This is a genomic window from Halomonas sp. GT, from assembly GCF_002082565.1.
Classification (GTDB): Bacteria; Pseudomonadota; Gammaproteobacteria; order Pseudomonadales; family Halomonadaceae; genus Vreelandella.
Window position 1 is genome coordinate 4,086,798 of sequence record NZ_CP020562.1, and the last position, 20,324, is coordinate 4,107,121.

Below are 20,324 nucleotides of genomic sequence, written 5' to 3' on the forward strand. Positions count from 1 at the left end.
TGTATCGGCCCGGCTTATTTCAGAGCGTCATAAACGCCTTATCTTCCTGATCCGTGAAGGAATACACGTCATAGGGCGCTTCCTGAGGTCCTGGCATACCCGGTGTACCGATGGGCATACCTGCCAGGCCAATGCCATCTACATCAGGCTGTTGCTCAAACAGCGCCTGTACGGCTTCCATCGGCACATGGCCCTCGATCCAATATTCACCTATTTCGATGGTATGGCACGATCCCAGACCGTAGGGAACGCCCGCCTGCTGCTTGATATCACCCAGTTCGACGTCGTCAACAATAGTGACGTTAACGCCAAGTTGCTCCAAATAGCGCGCATACTCATCACAGCAGCCACACTGGGGGTTTTTGTAAAGCGTGGCTTCATCCGGCAACGCGGCCTGAGCCTGAACCGAGGCGGCTCCTAGGAGCAAAACACTAGATAGTACCGTAGCGGTAAAACGTTTCATGAGCAATCTCCTTGAGGTGTGTGACTAAACAAATATTTGGCCAACGAGGCGATCCCCAACCCTACCAACAGTAAAAAAGTTAGCGGCATTAACCAAGCAAACCAGCCCATCGAGCTCATAAAAGCAAAACAATCTGCGTTCATCATGGTAAGTCTCCTACCAAGGCAGTAAGCAATATCGCTGTAAGCTTACAACCCTGGGGTTACCCTAAGGTCAAGCCTTGGGACCTTGCGGACAACGGAAGGTTGCTATAGATCATGTTTTCCCCCTTGGGTTCAGGCTCGTTTCAGGTTAACACCGTATAAAGAACGGGTGACAATAACCTCTGAGGTAAATGACCATGCTAAAAACCACTCTAACAACGTCTTTGTTTGCCCTTTCACTAAGCCTGATCACGGGCGTGGCGCTGGCTGCACCCGGCCACGGCGGTGGTGACAGTGGTCTAACCGAGGCTGACGTCGACCGTACGATCAGCCTTGAGGCTGGTGATATGTGGTTCGACCCTGAAGAGCTACAGATGGCGGCTGGAGAGGTGGTTAAATTTGAAATCACCAACACCGGCCATTTAGAACATGAATTTGTAATTGGAAGTAAAGAAGCCCAGGAAGAGCATCGTCAAATGATGCTAGATATGGCCAATGGTGGAGGCCATGACATGTCGAATATGGCACACGGCGGCGGTCACGACATGGCCAACATGAGCATGGCCGGCGTCACCATTGCGCCTGGTGAGACAGGGACTCTACTATGGAGTGTTCCTGATAATGCCAACGAGCTAGAGTATGCTTGTAACATCCCCGGCCACTATGAATCCGGCATGTACGGCAATTTTACACTCTAACCTGACGTATACCGATGAAACTGTTGCTACTCGAAGATGATGACTTGCTTGCGGAAAGCTTGGCAGAGAGTCTCAAGGACAACGGTTACCTAGTTGATTTGGCCGCTTCATTGAAAGCGGCCAAGTCGCTTATGGCAACCGAGCACTATGAACTGGCTATCTTGGATGTCGGCTTGCCCGACGGCTCGGGGCTGGATCTGCTCGCCCAGTGGCGCAGGCAAAAACGCGATACCCCTATTTTGATCCTGACGGCCCGCGATACCTGGGAAGATAAAGTCGTCGGCCTGGAAACAGGGGCCGATGACTACCTGACTAAACCCTTCCATGAAGCTGAGCTCATGGCCCGCTTGAAGGCCCTACTGCGCAGGCAATCCGGTCAGTTATCGCAGGTGATCACGCTTAACGGCGTGTCGCTAGATGGCGCAGGTCAACGGGTGTGCCTAGAGGACGAAGCGTGGCGTTCGCTCACGGCGACGGAGTTTCGACTACTACGTTATTTAATGCTTCATCCGGATCGCATTCACTCTAAAGAGCAGCTACTAGAGCAGCTTTATGCTTTGGAGCAGGATGCCGCCGCGCCCAACTTGGTCGAAGTTTATGTCGCTCGTCTTCGCCGTTATCTGGGTAAATCCATTATCCAAACGCGCCGCGGCCAGGGGTATTTCTTTGCTTCACATTGATCGGCGTAGTTTACGTTTTCGACTACTCGTCTGGTTAGGAGGCGTGGCGCTCTTAGTGGTGGTGACGACTTGGCTACTGCACGGCATATGGTTACAGAATCTTGCTCGGGATTTTTTGGGTGAGCGCCTTCAGCGCGAAGCCGACCATGCCGTCACCCAGCTTGAGCAAGGGGAAGCCGCCGTACCTGCCGCGCTTGACTCAGTTAGCCAAAGCTATCAAGTCTTTCATCATTTATACGTGATGCGCCTTAACGGCTCGGTGAGCGCCTCCAACCCGCAATGGCAGCAACAGCTGGCTCCTCTGCTGGAAGAAAACGGCGATGCTCTTTTGGATGTCAAACATGACGATCAGCATTTGCTGGTCTACCGCCGCCATTTTGAGTGGCAGGGTTCTAGCGGCGTATTACTGGTGGGGGAGGATTTTTCCAAAGTTGAAGCGGGCTTAGCGACGCTACACTGGTGGGTAGGCGGGATTGCCGCAGGACTTTTAGTGATGTTAATTACGCTCAACATGCTAGCTGTCAACCGCAGCCTGATCCCGCTATGGCAGCTTCGTGGACAGTTGGCCGCACTACAGGCAGGCGAGAGAGAGCGCCTTTCGCTAACCGCGCCAGCCGAGTTGGACTCTCTGGTCGCTCAGCTTAACCGCTTTATGGACGACATCGACCTGCGTCTACAGCGCTCTCGGGAGTCATTCGCCAACCTTTCCCATGCTTTAAAAACCCCGTTGGCAGCGGTTACCCAAGTACTGCGTGGCAACCGGCCTATTGATGAACGCAGGCGACTAAAGCTACTAGCCCGAGTAGAGGATATTAATGCCCAGCTGGATGCGGAACTGCGTCGTTCACGGATTGCAGGCCCTAACGCAGGGCGAATGGCCAACGTCACGCGTGATAGCTCACGACTCACCGAGATGTTCCGCAGCCTTTACCCTGAGCGTATCTTCAACCTCACCCTATCGGTACACGAGAAAGACCAAGTGCCTATTGAGGCTCACGACTTTTCTGAAATATTAGGTATCGTGCTCGATAACGCTGGTAAATGGGCGAGTAGGCGCGTTAATTGCGATATTGCCGTCTCCGCTACCACCCTCACGCTCAACATTGATGATGACGGCCTCGGCGTTGCAGAAGAGGATCTTTCGCGTTTGGGTGAGCGTGGCACACGGCTGGATGAACGCCGTCCTGGCTACGGCTTAGGCCTGTCGATTCTTGCGCAGTTAATCGCCCGTTACTCGGGGCACTCGCATTTTGCACGCAGTCCACTGGGTGGTTTGCGCGTTACGATTACATTGCCTCTAGCGGTTGAAGTGACTAATTAATCACTATTCAGCTTTGATTCAGCTTCTTCCATCAAGATGGTGCTATTCATCATTGATGGGAGTTACACATGGCACGCTCAAGCATCATTTCTCACCCGCTTTCTCGCCGACAGGTCATAAAAGGCGGCGCTGCCTTAGGGTTAGGTTCCGCGGCGGCAATGGGATTGACCCCTGCCTGGGCAAACCCCTGGGGACGCACCAATGTCTATGCGCAGGGCGTTGAAGAAGGCCCCGAGGTATCGCTGGCCATTCGCCGCGAATCACACCCGATTGATGGTAAGAATGCGATGCCCATCACCATCAATGGCACTAGCCCAGGCCCGATGATTCGTCTGAAAGAAGGTCAAGACGCGGTACTTCGTGTGACAAACCTGCTCGATGAGTCTACTTCAATTCACTGGCATGGCCTCATCCTACCGCCGGAAATGGATGGCGTGCCAGGCGTCAGCTTTGCAGGTATCGCCCCTGGTGAAACCTTTACCTACCGCTTCCCTGTTCGTCAGAACGGTACCTACTGGTACCACAGCCACTCCGGTATGCAGGAACAGCTTGGCCATGCGGGGCCGCTGATTATCGACGCCGCCGAGCGCGAGCCTATCCGTTACGACCGTGAGCATGTGTTACTGCTCACCGACTGGACCTTTGAAGACCCCATGTCGGTGTTTCGTAATCTGAAGACCATGGAAGGCTATTACAACTTCCAAGAGCGCACGATTGCTGACTTCTTCGCCGATGTGCGCGAAAAGGGTTTCGCACAAACCGCCGAAATGCGCGGCATGTGGGCTCAAATGCGCATGAGTTCGCGGGACATCGCCGATGTCACCGGCAGCACTTATACCTACCTGCTCAACGGCCACTCCCCTCAAGAAAACTGGAATGCCCTGTTCAAGGCCGGGGAGCGCATCCGACTTCGTGTGATTAATGGCTCGGCGATGTCGTACTTTGATGTACGCATTCCTGGCCTAAAAATGACCGTGGTAGCCGCCGATGGCCAGCCGGTGCAACCCGTTCCTGTTGATGAGTTCCGTATTGGCGTGGCTGAAACCTACGATGTGCTGGTTTCACCCGAAGATAACCGGGCATACACCATCTTCGCCGAATCTATGGATCGCAGCGGCTATGCCCGCGCTACCTTGGCACCGCGTGAGGGTATGCAGGCCGACATCCCTGAACGACGCCAAATTGCTGACCGCGGCATGGAAGCCATGGGCGCCCACGGCATGGGCGGGATGGATCATTCTGGCATGTCAAATATGGAAGGCATGGATCACTCCAACATGCCGGGAATGAGCGGTGACGATGCAGGTATGGAGGGAATGGACCACTCAGGCATGTCGAATATGCAAGGCATGGATCATTCGAACATGGCGGGGATGGATCACTCTAATATGGGCGGCATGGCGGGCGAGCAGGCGAAAATCGGCGCAAATGGCATGCTGGTGGCCGGTGAGGCACAGCCCGGCTCCCGCTACGACCAAGCGGGCATCGGTATCGCCCCTGACGAACGGCGCGTTTTAGTCTACCGCGATTTAAAAGCCTTCACGCCATGGCCTGACCGCCGTGAACCAGGCCGTGAGCTTGAGCTGCACCTGACCGGCAACATGGAACGCTACATGTGGTCGTTCGACGGCAAGAAGTTTAGCGAAGTGACCGGGCCCATTCATTTTGTGAAAGATGAGCGGCTGCGCCTCATCCTCATTAACGACACCATGATGGAGCACCCCATTCACCTCCACGGCATGTGGATGGAGCTAGAAAACGGCCAGGGGGAATTGATACCGCGCAAACATACCCTGAACGTGAAGCCTGGCGAGCGTGTGTCTGCACTGATCACCGCGGACGCCGAGGGCAGCTGGGCGTTCCACTGCCACCTTCTCTATCACATGGATGCCGGCATGTTCCGCGTTGTTCAGGTTTCTTAAGGAGGCAGTATGAAAACTAAGTACTACGTAACCCTCGCCAGCGCCGCCCTCGGTATGGCCGCCGCCGCTACTGCTCAGGCCGATGATGGCTATGCGGCCCCAGACAACTGGCCAGCGCCCACTGAAGAGCACAACATGGGCATGGGGCTGTTCGACCGGCTTGAATACACCGTTCCCGATAAAGGCCAAGACGCCTTGGTATGGGACTTTCAAGGCTGGTACGGCGGTGATATTAACCGCGTCTACCTCAAGTCAGAAGGCGAAAATGTCCAGGGCGACGGCGAAGATGCTGAGTTTGAATCTCTGGAACTCCTCTATAGCCGCCTAGTGGCAGATTTTTGGGAGTTACAGGGGGGTATCGGTTATCAAGGTGGTGTGTTCTCCGGTGATCACGCCGAACGCATCTATGGGGTTGTCGGCCTGCAAGGTGTGATGCCCTACGGCATTGAAACCGACGTTGCCATGCAAGTGAGTGAAGATGGCGACGTGGCCGCCAGTTTTGAAGGCGAATACGATCTGCGCCTGACACAGCGGCTCTACCTTCAGCCGCGCACAGAAATCGCCGTGGCCGCCAGTGAAGTGGAAGAATTTGGCGTCGGTGAAGGGCTTAACTCGGTGCGCGTCGGCATGCGTTTAGGTTACGAGATGTCCCGCCGTTTCGCCCCCTACATCGGTGCCTATTGGAAGAAAGAGTACGGCGATACAGCCGACCTTTCACGGGCTAGTGGTGACAACACAGAAGATACTGGAGTCGTCGCTGGTGTTAAAATAATGTTTTAACTATCTAAAAGTGTGTAACTTTTAACGTCACCCAATGGTGGCGTTTTTTATTATTTTTTATCATAAAATTCAGTTCCTTTTCAGAAACAAAGATTATTATAACAATGTGATCAACCACTGGAGTAATTGACATGAAAGTTAAATCTATTATTTTTGGAACATTAGTAGCAAGCATTCTTTCAACACCTGTATTAGCTAACTTAGGGAATACAATCCAGGATCTTCCCTTACTCGAAAGAGGCGTGTCTTCTACACAGCTGCTTGCCCAGGGGCAATCCAAGCGTTTCAATATTAACATTGAACAAGCGACTACGCTGAAAGTAGCGAGTGATCACTTTCCAGGCTTTACCAGCACTGGCAACCGTATTTCAGCGGTCCTCTATAACGAGGCAGGACAGCAAGTAGCAGGAGCTTCTAGCCCACGGGGGCACTTCGAACTTGTTAGTCAGCTACAACCTGGGAAATACCAGCTTGAGGTGACAGGTAGCTCAATGGGAGGTACTAAGGAAAATGATAATAACAGTTATGAGCTACATGTTGACTATTAATATTTAGTTGCTAATTTAAGATATAGGGCCAGCCTTTAGGCTGGCTTTTTTAACTCCACCTTTGACAGTATATATCTTTAATTTTTATTTTAGTTTTAAAATAAATGAGTAGGCTACTCTTGCCTATGTGTAGCACAAAGGTTCTATTCTTTTAATAAATACCATATTCTTAGCAAAGGAGACTCAATGCCAAGGTCAACACCCACTACCTCTGCACGGGTTTACCGGATGAAAACCGCCGAGCATATGTGCCCGTTTGGTTTGAAGACAGTTGATCTACTCAAGCGCAAAGGCTTTAAGGTCGATGACCACACCTTAACGTCCCGCGATGAGATCGACGCGTTTAAGCAACAGGAAAACGTCGACACAACGCCCCAGGTGTATATCGGTGACCAACGCATCGGTGGCTATGAAGAGCTGCGTGAGCATCTGGGAATGAGCGTGCCCAACGCAAAAAAAACCACTTACCGGCCGGTAATTGCCATTTTTGCTACTGCACTGCTGATTGGCTTAGCGATTAGCTGGGCTACCCAGGGCACACTTTTCACTGCACGCATGCCGGAGTATGCCGTTGCCACGGCGATGGTGCTGCTCGGCTTGCAAAAGCTGCAGGATGTCGAAAGTTTCAGCAGTATGTTTTTGAATTACGACCTTTTGGCCCAGCGCTACGTGCCCTACAGCTATTTTTACCCCTACGCAGAGACACTTGCAGGCATTTTAATGCTGGCCGGAGCACTAATTTGGCTGGCAGCACCACTGGCGCTATTTGTCGGAACGGTGGGGGCGGTCTCCGTGTTTAAAGCCGTGTATATCGACAAGCGTGAGCTTAAGTGCGCCTGCGTCGGCGGCAACAGCAATGTGCCCCTGGGGTTTGTGTCGCTAACCGAAAACCTGGTAATGATCGCTATGGGGCTGTGGATGCCGTTGCGGATGTTGTTGGGGTAAGACCCACACTCTTACGCCAAACCATGATATGGATCAGTTAACTGACTGGCCCATATTCAGGTTGCGTTCAGCTAACTCAACCACGCTTGGTCTTGAACTTATTCCACATTGGCTCAAGGCGGTGTACATGCACGTCTTGGGATTAATCCTCAGGAGTGTTTGCATGGCTGATCAGGATAGAACGCCACAGTACGAAGAAGGAAGTCTCTCACTAATCGGTGCCGTGGCACTTGGCACTGGGGTAATGATTGGCGCAGGTATCTTTGCGTTAACCGGACAGATGGCGGAAATGACCGGCCCTCTATTTCCCCTAGCCTTTTTGGCTGCCGCGGTTATTGTCTCTTTCAGCGCTTACTCTTACGTCAAAATGTCCAATACCTATCCATCTGCCGGGGGTATCGGCATGTATTTGCAAAAAGCGTATGGCTCAACGCTTCCTACTGCCTTTCACGCTCTCTTGATGTATTTTTCCATGGTAATCGCGCAGAGCTTTTTAGCGAGAACTTTCGGTTCTTACACTCTGGAGTTATTTGACCTGGGTGATCGCTCGCTGTTTGTGCCACTACTCGGGGTTGGCTTATTGCTAGTAGCTTTTTTGATCAATTTATCCGCCAATAAGTTGATCGAGACAGTCGCCTCGGTGCTGGGCTTCATCAAAATTGGCGGCATCATCGTGTTTGGTGTTGTCGGTGTTTTTATTGCCGATTCTATCGAAATGGGTACTGGCGGCGATGCACCATCCCCAACTATCTCCGGTTTTTTAGGCGCAACGGCGTTAGGCATTTTGGCATTCAAAGGTTTTACGACCATTACCAACAGCGGCTCGGAGCTAAAAAATCCCAAACGTAACCTGGGCAAGGCCATCATGATCTCTATCGGCTTGTGCGTGGTGATCTATGCGCTTGTTGGCTTTGCGGTTGCCAGCAACCTTTCCTTGGACGAAATTATTGAAACACAAGATTATTCGCTAGCAGCGGCGGCCCGGCCTGCGCTAGGTGAAGCCGCCGTTGGCTTTACCGTCATTTTAGCCATGCTGGCAACAGCAGGCGGGATCATCGCCAGTGTTTTCGCAGTATCACGTATGCTCGCCATGCTGACCGAAATGAAATTGGTTCCCCACCGGCATTTTCATATGCCGGGAAGTGTGCAAAAGCACACGCTGGTGTACACCATTGTTTTTGGTTTGGTGCTGACCGCATTTTTTGACCTTAGCCGCATCGCGGCGCTCGGCATTATTTTTTACCTGATCATGGATATCGCCATCCATTGGGGAGTATTGCGCCATCTCAGGGAAATCGTAGGCGCTAACGCGATCATTCTAAGCATCGCCATTTTGTTAGATGCCCTCGTATTAGTAGGCTTTGTATGGGTAAAGGCCACTTCCGACCCCCTGGTACTTATCGTTGCCATCATAGTGATGGCCGTATTATTGGTAGGCGAATGGCTATTTCTCGCCAATCTTGACAAGTCGGACAATAACGATCACTCGCATTCTCACTAGCAAGAACAGCACAAGGAGCGGTTTATGGAGATTAAAACGTTTGGAGATTTAATTGATTGGACACGTCAATTGCATGCCCATCTTGCCAAGTGCTTGGCCCACTGCGCGAATCAGCATGAGGAAGAGCGCGCGCGAATGCTTCTTAACTATCTATCTCTTCATGAGGCGGAAATGCAGCGGGTTATTGCTGGCTTTGAAGACACTGCAAGCGCCAACGTACTGCACACCTATGTCTACGACTACCTCTCTCATCAGCCTATTCGCAGCCACCGTACCTGCGATGCGCCTTACGCCACGCTAGGGTTCGATGCTATCTGCAAAGAAGTGTTAGATTTCCATGAGCAGGCCATACTTTTATATCGCAGCCTGATAGGCAAAGCCGAAATCCGCGAGGCTAAAGAACTACTTGAAACACTTCTCGACTTAGAAGAGCACGAGGCCATGCGCTTGTCGCGGCAAACTGGAAGAATGCACGATGTCTAAAGCTACAAAGCCTCTGAACAAAGCATTTTGCGGAATGGAGGTTAACCGCACACGACCAAGTACCGCGAAACTCACGCTGCAAAACTGAGTATTTAAGCTAGGAAAAGTGCCAAGACTAATTTTTATCCAACTCTGACACTTACTTTAGCGAGAAAACACCATCATCTGAACCCGCCGTGCCTGGGGCGAAGTATACCCGCTCCATGCACCCGGTTAGTCCAAGCACTAATAGGCGGTGTAGGTTATAAGAATGTGTTATGGAATATCAAGAATTGTTATAAGCTTAAGACGTTATTTAAAACCAAGTGGGCTTATTAGATTTCTTTATCGTTGATAGATGGCTCAACCAGCTCTGCCACCTTGATCAGGGCCTGTTTCCGCTCTTCATAATAGTCATACCGGTCATAAATCCCCTCCACACCTTTCAGCTTGTGATTCAAGCAACGCTCAGCAACATGACCCGGCACACCTGCTGCAGCTAGCAAGCTGCGGCAGGTACGTCGCAAGTCATGCACAGTAAACTCAGCGAGATCACCCATTTTGTTCTTGGGCTGTTGCTTCTTGCCTGGCTCCTTACCAAATAGCTTGGCAATTGCTCGGTTCAATGTGTCTTTACCCATATGGGGTTGCTTACTACTACGACGGCTAGGAAATACATACGGCGAACCAAAAGCACGAATCTTTAGCTCTTCCAGCCAAGCAATAGCTTGTGGAGGGAGAGGTATCGCAATCCCGACCCCCGATTTGCTACGTTCGCCCGGTAGATCCCAATTCGCATCGTTTAGGTCGAACTCGGACCACTTAGCCTCTGTAAGCTCTGTTTTGCGCACCCCTAAAACGACCAGCAAAGCACATGCAAGATAGTTATCACGGGTAAAGCTAGTACGGTTCTCTCTGAACACAGTAAAGGCTTTACTGAGTTCATCGATGCTTAGCGCCCTGTCGCGGCTTTTCTCAACCCCACCCGCATCGTTGACGTTGAAAGCAGATGCGGGGTTATAGGTAAGCAACCCTAGCTTGATGCTGTGATTAAATAACTGCTTTAAATACATCAAGGCATCATTAGCAATGGTTGGTCGACCACTGCTAGTTACCTTTCTGACGATGGCACGTACATCCATTGGGGTAACGCTATCCAGCGTTAGCGAACCGATGGCGGGCGCAATATCCCTCTCAAATAAGCGTTTTGGGATTTTGGGATGCTTAAGACGCTTTTCTAAATCTTGGTACCAATCGTCGAACAGATCCTGCACCGTACTGATGGATATTTTTTCTTCACGTTTGCGCTCTGTAAGAGGGTCCGTACCGTTACGAATGGCCCTCTGAGTCTCAACCACTTGTTCACGAGCTTCAGCTAGGGAGAGGTGAGGGTATTTACCCAGTGTCATACCACGACGTTTACCCGCGAAGGTATAACGGCACATCCAATAGGCAGCTCCTGCCTTAGGAATCATCAAGTACAAGCCGTTGCCATCTCCATAGCGCCCTGGCTTGGCTTCTCTGACCAATGATTGGATTCTCTTGGCAGTAAAGCTCCCCATCCCCTCGCCCCTCCATTAACGCTTCAATACTTCCCTATTTTTCAAATTATTTTCAATTACTTATGTAAAAAGTGGGTAGTACTTTCAAGTAATTTTGCCCCAATAGTGGGTAGCATGGCATTTTACTACCCACTTTACTACCCACTTGGCGCTGGCTTAAGCTGGATCTTGGTAGACAAGCGTAGACAACGCCTGATTTAAAAAATATAAAAAACAAAAATTTATACATTGTAGTAGACAACCATGGAAACTATTCAATATTCTGAATCTGCTCCCGCATCTGCTCAATCAGCACCTTTAACTCCACCGCGCAGCGGGTTGTCTCAGCCACCACGGATTTTGACGACAGCGTGTTAGCTTCGCGGTTGAGTTCCTGCATTAGGAAGTCTAATCGGCGGCCTTTGGGGCCTTTTTGGGCGAGCTGGTGGCTCACTTCTTCTATATGTGCGGTGAGGCGGTCGAGCTCTTCGTCGACGTCGGCTTTTTGTGCCACCAGTACCAGTTCGGCTTCCAGGCGTTGTGGGTCGAGTTCGGTTTTGGCGACGTCTAAGCGTTCCAGCAGTTGGGCGCGCTGGCGCTCTAAAATTTGCGGCAACAGGCTACGCACGGTAGCCACCTGCTCACTCACGGCGGTCAGGCGAGTGGTGATCATTTCGGCGAGTTTTTCGCCTTCCCGGGCGCGGGCGTCGATCAACTCGTTCAGTGCTTGATCAAATAGCGTTTTGGCGGCGGCTTTGATGGCATCTTGATCGAGGTGCTGGGTTTCCATAACGCCGGGTTGGTTAAGCAACGCCAGCGTGGTGGGCGGCACGGCACTGGGCACCTGTTGCTGAATGGCCGCCAGAGCATCGGCTATTTCTTTTAAGCGCTGGGCGTTAACCGCAGGGGCTTGGTTGGCTTCAGCGGCTTCAAAACGCAGACTGCACTCTACTTTGCCTCGCGCTAGGCGCGTGCGTAAGGCATCGCGCAGCACTGGTTCTAGCTCGCGTAGAGCGTCGGGCAAGCGAAAGTGTGGCTCCAGATAGCGCTGGTTCACCGAGCGGATTTCCACCTGCAGGGTACCAAACGGGGCGGCCTGCTCGGTGCGGGCAAAGGCGGTCATGCTGTGTACGTGGCGTGGGTTGGCCATTAAATTTTCCTGTTCATCGCGCATTTAGGTCAGTCTACCCGATCTTGTGCTGGTGGATACGTCTGCCTTGAATAGGCCCATCAGCGGTGGCGTTGACGTGTACAATGGTGGGCTTTCCCACTGTTAAATTGATGTGAGGTGCTATGCGTCCTGATGTTGTTCGCCCTAGCGGTCGTGAAGCCGACCAGCTCCGTGAAATTCGCATAACCCGCGATTACACCCGCCATGCAGAAGGGTCGGTACTGGTGGAGTTTGGCGATACCAAAGTGCTGTGTAATGCGAGCGTTGAAGCGGGCGTACCGCGTTGGCTGCGTGGTAAAAATCAGGGTTGGATCACCGCTGAGTACGGCATGTTGCCCCGTGCCACTCACACCCGAAGTGGCCGTGAAGCGACGCGTGGTAAACAGGGTGGGCGGACGCTTGAAATTCAGCGTTTGATAGGCCGTAGCCTGCGCGCGTCAGTGAACTTGAAGAAGTTGGGCGAATTCACCATTACCGTGGATTGCGATGTGATCCAGGCCGACGGCGGCACTCGTACCGCATCGATTACTGGCGGCTGCGTGGCGCTGGTAGATGCCATTCGTTATCTGCAGCGTGAGAAGAAGATCAAAGGTGACCCCTTTAAACAGCTGGTTAGCGCAATTTCGGTGGGTATTTATAAAGGCGTGCCGGTACTGGACTTGGATTATCCGGAAGATAGCAAAGCTGACACCGATCTGAACGTAGTGATGACTGAAAGCGGCGAGCTGATTGAAGTGCAGGGCACCGCGGAAGCAGGCGCGTTTAACCGTACCGAGCTGAATGCGATGCTTGATCTGGCGGAGAAAGCGGGCTCCGAGCTACGCGAAAAACAGCGCGAAGCACTGGGTATTCGCGGCTAAGCCGTTATTTAGAAGCACTCAACGCGCTCACGCAAACAGGCCAGCTTAAAAGCTGGCCTGTTGCTGAGACGGGTAATGCGACGCGGGAAAGTGAGCGCTTACAGCGCTAAGTCATACTCAACGATCAGCGGTGCAAACTCAGAGAAGGTCGCATCGTAATCGATCCACGCGTCGACCACATGGCGACGGAAGTTGGGGCCGACCAGCTGGTAGTCGATCCGCCAGCCTTCTTGGCGCTCACGGGGCACGTCTTGGTCGAGCTTTGGCCACCAGGTATATTCGCCAGCGTCGCGATTAATTTCGCGGAAGGTGTCGATAAAGCCGGTTGGGCCAAGCACCTGATCCATCCAGGCACGCTCTTCCGGGCGGAAACCAGAGGTAAGCTGATTATCCGACCAGTTGGCCAAATCGATGGTTTTATGGGCAACGTGCCAGGTACCACAGATGATGTATTCGCGACGTTTGCGCGACATCTTCGTTAGGTACTCTTGGTACTGCTCCATAAACGCCTGTTTGGCTTTTTGATCACTTCCATCAGGCATCAAGAAGGTAGCGATGCTGAAGCGGTCATAATCCGCCTGCAGAAAGCGCCCTTCGTGATCACACTGAGGGAACCCAAGGCCGTACATAATCGCCTTGGGAATTTTGCGGCAATAGAGTGCCACGCCAGAGAAACCATCTTCTTCTGCATCCAGGAAGTAGCCTTCCGGATAGAGAATATGGTCGTCCAGTTCAAAACTTTTTGCCTTAATGTTCTGCACGCAGATCACGTCGGCATCCTGCTGAGCCAGCCAGTCCAGGAAGCCACGGTCGACGGCATCACGTATACCATTGACATTGATGCTGGCAATTTTCATAAATCGTCCCTTTTGCGTCGCTGCTGTATGATACCCGACGTTTAGACGTTTGGGTAAATAGACAAACCAAATCTTGCTATTTAACCCCGTTTTATTGTTGCGTTTACTTAGATTCCTATTACTTACATTCCTATCGACAAGAGAAGACCACCGTGGCCACCACTCTACAACCCTATCAGCGCGATTTCATTGCCTTCGCTATTGAGCAGGGCGTGCTCAAGTTTGGCGAGTTCACGCTTAAGTCAGGGCGAGTAAGCCCTTACTTTTTCAATGCAGGCCTGTTTCAAACCGGCCGTGCCCTGGCCAAGCTAGGCCGATTTTACGCCCAGGCGATTGTCGATAGTGGCCTGCAGGCGGATGTATTGTTTGGTCCAGCTTATAAAGGCATTCCCTTGGCAGCGGTTACCGCCGCAGCTTTAGCCGACCACCACGACCGCGATATGCCCTACGCGTTTAATCGTAAAGAGGCCAAAACCCATGGCGAGGGGGGCAATATTGTCGGCGCGCCACTGGCTGGCGATATTTTGATCATTGATGACGTGATTACGGCCGGTACGGCTATCCGTGAAGTGATGAGCCTAATTGAGCAAAGCGGTGCCCGCGCGGGTGGCGTGATTATTGCGCTTGACCGCCAAGAGCGTGGTCAGGGCGAACAAAGCGCTATCCAGGAAGTCCAGGCTCAGTACGGCATGCCGGTTGTCAGTATTGTCACCTTAGAGCAAGTGCTTACTTACCTTGAAGAGCATGCTGGCGGCGAAATGCTTGCTTACGCCGAGGCCGTACGCGCTTATCGCGACCGCTACGGCATCACCGGCTAGACGCTGCATCTATCACTCATTGCCTAATGCGCCAGCATAGTCTTGCTGGCGCCACGCTTCATAGCTGACGATGGCAACGGCGTTGGAAAGGTTCAAGCTGCGGTTATTGGGCTGCATGGGGATGCGCAGCTTCTGTTCTGCGCGTAGCGCAGCATGGACCTGGGGCGACAGCCCTGCGGTTTCCGAACCGAACAGCAGTACATCGCCCGGCGCGAAAGCCGCGTCGCTATGAGCGCGGGTGCCTTTAGTGGTAATCGCCCATATCGTGCGCTCCTGCATCGCCGCTTGAAACGCCGTAAAATCAGCATGGCGGGTAACATTGGCTAGGTCGCGGTAATCTAGTCCGGCGCGCCGCAGCTTTTTCTCTTCGAGATCAAAGCCCAGCGGTTCAATTAAATGTAATCGGCAGCCATTGTTAGCCACCAGGCGCATAATGTTACCCGTGTTGGGTGCCATACGCGGTTCAAATAGCGCTACTTCAAACATTACCACCTGCCTATTATTAACTCATTGTGCGTTCGCCCAGCGCCGCTGATTGTAATGGAATTTGCCTAGGAAGCCTTTGATTAATGTGATGAGCGCAGGCCAGACAAGGCAAAAATCAACGAAAAAGCGGAGTTTACGGGTTGTAAATGAGCATTTTGAGGCGATTTTTAACGCAGTATGGCAAAGCGTAATAGTTAATCAGAGGTTTTCCAGAAACACTTGTAGAGGTCACCTTTAACCATGACGCCCCAACCGCCAAAGAGCATTCTTAGCCGTATTAAAGGGCTAAACCCGCGCCAGCAGGAAGCGGTGCGTTATATCAATGGCCCCTGTTTGGTCTTGGCGGGCGCGGGGTCTGGTAAAACCAGCGTTATTACCACCAAAATCGCCTATCTGGTGCAAGAGTGCGGCATGAGCGCGCGCAAAATAGCGGCGGTTACCTTTACCAATAAAGCCGCCAGGGAGATGAAAGAGCGCGTTGGGCAAATGCTGAAGGGTAAAGAGGGCCACGGGCTAACGGTGTCGACGTTTCACAATTTAGGCCTAAATATTATTCGCGGCGAGCTAAAAACCCTGGGCTACAAGCCGGGCTTTTCATTGTTTGACCCAGAAGATGCCAAAGCACTGCTGCGCGATTTGATGAACAAAGACGCTCAGGTAGACGCCGAGCAGATCAACGCAGTGCAGAGCAAAATATCCACGTGGAAGAACGACTTAGTGCTACCCAGTGACGCGCTTTCGTTTGCCGCGGATGATGACGAGCACTTTGCCGCACGGGTTTATGAAGCTTACGTGCGCCACTTAAAAGCCTATAACGCGGTGGATTTTGACGACCTGATTCTACTGCCGGTGGTTCTGCTACAACGTGACCCAGAGGCACTGACCCGCTGGCGGAACAAAATCCACTACATGCTCGTGGATGAGTATCAGGACACTAACGTTTCCCAGTACCTGTTGGTGAAACTGCTGATGGCGGAGCGGGCTACCTTTACCGTGGTTGGCGACGACGATCAGTCGATCTACGCGTGGCGCGGGGCAAGGCCTGAAAACTTGGTGACCCTTGGCGAAGACTTCCCACGCCTGAACGTTATCAAGCTGGAGCAGAACTACCGCTCGACCGGCACCATTTTGCGCGCGGCTAACACGTTAATTGCCAACAACCCGCACGTTTACGATAAAACGCTATGGTCGGATATGGGCGATGGCGCGCCTATCCGGGTCATCGTCAACCGCCATGAAGAGGCGGAGTCAGAGCGGGTAGCCAGCGAAATGCTGACTCGGCGCATCAAAGAGAAGGCGGAATGGCGAGATTTTGCGGTGCTCTATCGGGGTAATTTTCAGGCACGTTTATTAGAGCTCAAGCTGCAGCACTACCAAATTCCCTACAAGCTTTCCGGCGGTACGTCGTTTTTCTCTCGCAACGAGATCAAGGACACCATGGCCTATCTGCGGCTGTTAATTAATCCCGCCGATGACAATGCCTTTTTACGCATTGTGAACGTGCCCCGCCGCGAGATAGGCCCCGGCACGTTGGAAAAGCTAGCTAACTATGCAACAGAACGCTCTATTTCGCTGTTTGCTGCCTGCCACGAGTTGGGGTTAGAGCAAACGCTGCCGACTCGGGCCGTGGAGCGGCTTTCACGCTTTACGCATTTTATTGATGGCGTGCGCAAGCGCATGGATCAAGACGATGCCATCGCGGCCATTCGTGACATGCTGCGTGATATGGATTACGAGGCATGGCTCTATCAGAATGCCAGCGCCCCCACCGTCGCTGAACGGCGTATGGCCAACGTATGGGTTTTGATTGATCAGCTAGAAAAGTCGTTAAACCGCGACCCAGAAGATGCCGATGACTCCACTGCAACGGAAACCGATGGCGTCGAAGCTGCTATTTCGCGCTTGGTGCTTCGGGATATTCTTGAACAACAGGCCGAAGAAGACGACTCCGACCGTGTGCAACTACTTACCATGCACGCTTCGAAAGGACTGGAATTTCCCCATGTGTATTTGATGGGCTTAGAGGAAGATTTGCTGCCCCACCGCAATGCCATTGAAATGGGCACCGTGGAAGAGGAGCGCCGTCTGGCTTACGTCGGTATTACGCGAGCAAGGCGAACCTTGACACTGACATTAGCCCGCCAGCGTAAAGCGTATGGTGAACTAATGGACTGCCAGCCCAGCCGCTTTTTAGACGAACTGCCCGCTGATGATTTGGAGTGGGAGGGCCGCGCCGATAAAGAAGACCCCGAGAAAAAGCAGGCACGCGGGCAAGATGCGATTGCCGGGCTGCGTTCCTTGTTGGGTTAGCGGCAAGTCATAAGAACACAAAAAATATCCACAGGGGGTTTTCAAAACCCACCTGTGGATAGATTACACAACATCATAACAACAACAGCTTATTCCACTTCTGAAACCATGTAATCGACAACGGCCATAATCTCTTCGTCAGAAGCACTGCTACCACCACGCGGTGGCATCACGCCTTTACCGTTAAACACACTTTGGTAAAGTGCATCGACACCCTGCTCAAGGCGCGGCGCCCACGCATCAGCATCGCCAATCAAAGGGGCACCGGCAACGCCTGCCGCGTGGCAAGCAACACAACCAGCACTGGCATAAAGCGCTTCACCATCTAAACCGCTGCCACCACTAGAAGCTTCCTCTTCGCTAGTGGCCGCTTCTTCTTCACTGGCAACTGCTTCTTCTTCGCTCGCTGCAGCGTCAGTAGTCTCTTCATCGGCACTGGCATCCTCTGCCGCAGCCATATCGTCGCTAGCGCTCTCTTCAGTTGCTTCAGCAGCCGCTTCTTCGTCACCGCCACCTAGCTCGGGAACGTCCATGACAGGCTCAACCATATACGCTGTCGCCGCTTCCATCTCTTCGTCTGACAGGTTGGGGTTGCCGCCACGAGCAGGCATTGCACCAATACCATTAATCGAATGCTCTAGCAGTGTCGCGAAACCTTGTTCGGTACGCTCAGCCCACGCGGCTTCGTCGCCACGAACTGGAGCGCCAGCAGCGCCCGTTTCGTGGCACGCCATACAGACATTGTTATAAATGCCTTCGCCATCAATTTCACCGTCGCCGCTACCGCTAGCGGCTGTCGGCGCTGCTGCGCTACCACAGTCTTGGCCTTGCAAACAGAGTTGACCTACCGGCGCTAAGCGCTCAGCGATTGCGTCACGTGCTGCGTCTTGGGCATAAGCACCGGATGTGCCTGCCATGACGCCTAGGGCCGCCAGCCCGCTCATGATCAGCTTAGATTTCACTCTCACCACCTCTTGAGTTTTGTCATAAAACGTTTTGTGCTTAACCCCTGCGCGCGGCAGCGACATCATCAACTTGCGGCAACCGAGACGCCAAGACGTGCATATCGTATTAGTATACCGAGAACGCTAAGCGTAAGAAAATGCTACTAAGCGCGGCAATTCAACCTATGCCGTACGCTGGGCTTTTTTTAGCAGTTTAAAAAGGGTGCCAACGGTCATCTAAATTAACACCAAGCCAGTAAACGCTGCTGAGCATAACGCGTAAACCCTGCCTGAGCATATACACGCTTTGCGGGGATATTTTGTGCATCAACGGTGAGCGTGAAGTCACTGGCTCCCGCCTTGTTAGCCAACGCCTGCGCTTGTTGAACAATTGCCTTGCCCAGCCCCTCACCGCGCCATTCAGGCAACAGCCCCATCAACTGCAACGACCAATGTTGGGTAACAGGATTGGGAGCAAGTAATAGTACACCGACTATTTCCCCCTGATGCCACACCTGATACCAATGCTCTGGCGCATGCGGCGCTTGGTCATAAAATCCCGCAAGTAACGCGTCAATGGTGAGCGCTTCGCGAAGCGCTGGGCAGTCTAACGAGCCTTCGCTAACCTTCATTACCAGCGCCTGCTGTTGAGTGGGAGTCAATTCAGCAAAGGGGCTTAGCATCAGTAGATTAGCGGGTAAGTGAACGGTTTGGCACTGCCACACAAGATGCTCCAGGGTAGCAAGCGCCTGCATACCGTGGGTCACTAACATTGTTTCCCAGTTGGCCACATCGTCGGATAACGCCACATGGCATAGTGCAATCGGCTGCTCGTTTACCCAACCCTGTAACGCTTTTAACAGCTTATTGGCGGCCGAATTATGCTGCCTAGGTAGCCAAAGCTGCGCCATTTGGTTAGCCAACGGCTGTACCCAGGCAGCGGCTTCGATATGGCCCGCTTGGGTGGCTATCCATAGGCCATGCCAAACCGTGTCAGGACCCGCTTTTACGGTTGATAAGGCATGCTGCAATCCGGGCTGTAGTGCAGGGTCATGCACGGCAGCTAAATGCAGTAGCGCTTCACGCCGTTGTTCCGGTGGGCACTGCATTACTGTGGTAGCGAAGGAGCGGTGGCCGAAAGGGGCATGACGTGTCATGTTACGTTCCTGAGTAGCCCGCCGTGAATGAAAGGAGTCATCCATCTAAATGCGCATTTTACTGGTTGAGGACGACCCTAGCTTAGCGTCAGGGATTCGTATGGCTCTGAAACCTGAGCACTATACGGTAGATCATTTAGCCGATGGTGATAACGTACTTCATGCGCTTAAAAATGAACCCTTTGATGCAGTCATCTTGGATCTGGGTTTGCCGACAATCGATGGCATGGAAGTACTGCGCGCTATTCGGCGACATGGTAGCCAAGTGCCCATTTTGGTTCTGACTGCCCGCGATGCAGTGGATAACCGCATCGAAGGATTGGACGCGGGTGCCGACGACTATCTCACTAAACCCTTCGAAGTAGCAGAATTAAAAGCGCGCCTGCGTGCTTTATTGCGCCGCAGCCAAGGGCAAACCAGTGGCTTGCTCAACTGTCGAGGAATTAGCCTGGATCCTCAGACCTTACAGGTGAGTTATCAACATCAAGTGATCACGCTTTCGCGCCGTGAGCTAACGTTACTGCAGGAGTTTATGAGCCACCCAGGCCGTGTTTTCACCCGCGATACCTTAACGCGTTTAGTGTACGGCTGGGAGGAAGATGTCGAGAGTAACGCTATCGAAGTTCATATCCACCACTTACGACGAAAGTTGTTTCCTGAGGTGATTCGTACCGTGCGAGGGATTGGCTATGTCATGGATAAATCGTAATGGTTAAC

Annotated in this window: 20 protein-coding genes; 13 read left to right on the top strand and 7 right to left on the bottom strand. The window is 52.5% G+C overall.

The window, feature by feature from the left end; all coding sequences use genetic code 11:
* Positions 1-19 precede the first annotated feature (19 nt).
* On the bottom strand, positions 20-463 hold the full coding sequence (locus tag B6A39_RS18505) for a DUF411 domain-containing protein (RefSeq protein WP_083007755.1): 444 nt from the start codon (positions 461-463) through the stop codon (positions 20-22).
* 340 nt (positions 464-803) lie between these two features.
* Here B6A39_RS18505 and B6A39_RS18510 point away from each other — a divergent pair, with 340 nt between their 5' ends.
* From B6A39_RS18510 to B6A39_RS18550, 9 genes are all read left to right on the top strand, one after another.
* On the top strand, positions 804-1,304 hold the full coding sequence (locus B6A39_RS18510; protein WP_083007756.1) for a cupredoxin domain-containing protein: 501 nt from the start codon (positions 804-806) through the stop codon (positions 1,302-1,304).
* A 14-nt stretch (positions 1,305-1,318) separates the two neighbouring features.
* Positions 1,319-1,984, top strand: coding sequence for a response regulator transcription factor (locus B6A39_RS18515; RefSeq protein ID WP_083007757.1), 666 nt, complete (start codon positions 1,319-1,321; stop codon positions 1,982-1,984).
* Entirely contained in the window at positions 1,971-3,305 is a 1,335-nt protein-coding gene (locus tag B6A39_RS18520; RefSeq protein ID WP_083007758.1) for an ATP-binding protein, read from the top strand. Before B6A39_RS18515 ends, B6A39_RS18520 begins: the two co-directional genes overlap by 14 nt.
* Positions 3,306-3,373: 68 nt before the next feature.
* Positions 3,374-5,227: a copper resistance system multicopper oxidase gene (locus B6A39_RS18525; RefSeq protein ID WP_083007759.1), complete on the top strand. Its 1,854-nt coding sequence runs from the start codon at positions 3,374-3,376 to the stop codon at positions 5,225-5,227.
* A 9-nt stretch (positions 5,228-5,236) separates the two neighbouring features.
* On the top strand, positions 5,237-6,007 hold the full coding sequence (locus tag B6A39_RS18530) for a copper resistance protein B (protein ID WP_083007760.1): 771 nt from the start codon (positions 5,237-5,239) through the stop codon (positions 6,005-6,007).
* A 131-nt stretch (positions 6,008-6,138) separates the two neighbouring features.
* Positions 6,139-6,555 (top strand): hypothetical protein, encoded by a 417-nt coding sequence (locus tag B6A39_RS18535; RefSeq protein WP_083007761.1) that lies wholly within the window; start codon positions 6,139-6,141, stop codon positions 6,553-6,555.
* A 186-nt stretch (positions 6,556-6,741) separates the two neighbouring features.
* Positions 6,742-7,500 (top strand): glutaredoxin, encoded by a 759-nt coding sequence (locus B6A39_RS18540; protein ID WP_083007762.1) that lies wholly within the window; start codon positions 6,742-6,744, stop codon positions 7,498-7,500.
* Between the two features lie 163 nt (positions 7,501-7,663).
* Positions 7,664-9,001: an APC family permease gene (locus B6A39_RS18545; protein WP_083007763.1), complete on the top strand. Its 1,338-nt coding sequence runs from the start codon at positions 7,664-7,666 to the stop codon at positions 8,999-9,001.
* Positions 9,002-9,025: 24 nt separating this feature from the next.
* Positions 9,026-9,484, top strand: coding sequence for an ATPase (locus B6A39_RS18550; protein WP_083007764.1), 459 nt, complete (start codon positions 9,026-9,028; stop codon positions 9,482-9,484).
* A 314-nt stretch (positions 9,485-9,798) separates the two neighbouring features.
* Here the strand turns inward: B6A39_RS18550 and B6A39_RS18555 are convergent, their stop codons facing one another.
* Together B6A39_RS18555 and B6A39_RS18560 are read right to left on the bottom strand one after the other, a co-directional pair.
* The gene (locus B6A39_RS18555) at positions 9,799-11,025 is read right to left on the bottom strand and encodes a tyrosine-type recombinase/integrase (RefSeq protein ID WP_083007765.1); all 1,227 of its coding nucleotides are present in this window, start codon (positions 11,023-11,025) and stop codon (positions 9,799-9,801) included.
* Between the two features lie 250 nt (positions 11,026-11,275).
* On the bottom strand, positions 11,276-12,154 hold the full coding sequence (locus B6A39_RS18560) for a YicC/YloC family endoribonuclease (RefSeq protein ID WP_083007766.1): 879 nt from the start codon (positions 12,152-12,154) through the stop codon (positions 11,276-11,278).
* A gap of 143 nt (positions 12,155-12,297) precedes the next feature.
* Between B6A39_RS18560 and rph the strand changes: the two genes are divergently transcribed.
* Positions 12,298-13,035 (top strand): ribonuclease PH, encoded by a 738-nt coding sequence (gene rph, locus B6A39_RS18565; RefSeq protein WP_083007767.1) that lies wholly within the window; start codon positions 12,298-12,300, stop codon positions 13,033-13,035.
* Positions 13,036-13,133: 98 nt separating this feature from the next.
* Here the strand turns inward: rph and B6A39_RS18570 are convergent, their stop codons facing one another.
* Positions 13,134-13,892 carry an exodeoxyribonuclease III gene (locus B6A39_RS18570; RefSeq protein ID WP_083007768.1) on the bottom strand — a complete coding sequence of 253 codons (759 nt, stop codon included), beginning with the start codon at positions 13,890-13,892 and terminating at the stop codon, positions 13,134-13,136.
* Positions 13,893-14,044: 152 nt separating this feature from the next.
* Here B6A39_RS18570 and pyrE point away from each other — a divergent pair, with 152 nt between their 5' ends.
* Positions 14,045-14,710 carry an orotate phosphoribosyltransferase gene (pyrE, locus tag B6A39_RS18575; RefSeq protein ID WP_083007769.1) on the top strand — a complete coding sequence of 222 codons (666 nt, stop codon included), beginning with the start codon at positions 14,045-14,047 and terminating at the stop codon, positions 14,708-14,710.
* Positions 14,711-14,722: 12 nt separating this feature from the next.
* Here pyrE and B6A39_RS18580 read toward each other — a convergent pair whose 3' ends face one another.
* The gene (locus B6A39_RS18580; protein WP_083007770.1) at positions 14,723-15,196 is read right to left on the bottom strand and encodes a tRNA (cytidine(34)-2'-O)-methyltransferase; all 474 of its coding nucleotides are present in this window, start codon (positions 15,194-15,196) and stop codon (positions 14,723-14,725) included.
* A gap of 240 nt (positions 15,197-15,436) precedes the next feature.
* Here B6A39_RS18580 and rep point away from each other — a divergent pair, with 240 nt between their 5' ends.
* Positions 15,437-17,506, top strand: a complete 2,070-nt coding sequence (rep, locus tag B6A39_RS18585) for a DNA helicase Rep (protein WP_083007771.1) — start codon at positions 15,437-15,439, stop codon at positions 17,504-17,506.
* A gap of 89 nt (positions 17,507-17,595) precedes the next feature.
* Here the strand turns inward: rep and B6A39_RS18590 are convergent, their stop codons facing one another.
* Together B6A39_RS18590 and B6A39_RS18595 are read right to left on the bottom strand one after the other, a co-directional pair.
* Positions 17,596-18,468 (bottom strand): c-type cytochrome, encoded by an 873-nt coding sequence (locus tag B6A39_RS18590; protein WP_083007957.1) that lies wholly within the window; start codon positions 18,466-18,468, stop codon positions 17,596-17,598.
* Between the two features lie 224 nt (positions 18,469-18,692).
* On the bottom strand, positions 18,693-19,607 hold the full coding sequence (locus tag B6A39_RS18595; RefSeq protein WP_083007772.1) for a GNAT family N-acetyltransferase: 915 nt from the start codon (positions 19,605-19,607) through the stop codon (positions 18,693-18,695).
* Positions 19,608-19,656: 49 nt separating this feature from the next.
* On the opposite strand from B6A39_RS18595, the gene B6A39_RS18600 reads away from it, so the two are divergent.
* Positions 19,657-20,316 carry a response regulator transcription factor gene (locus tag B6A39_RS18600; protein WP_083007773.1) on the top strand — a complete coding sequence of 220 codons (660 nt, stop codon included), beginning with the start codon at positions 19,657-19,659 and terminating at the stop codon, positions 20,314-20,316.
* The last annotated feature ends 8 nt before the right edge of the window (positions 20,317-20,324 follow it).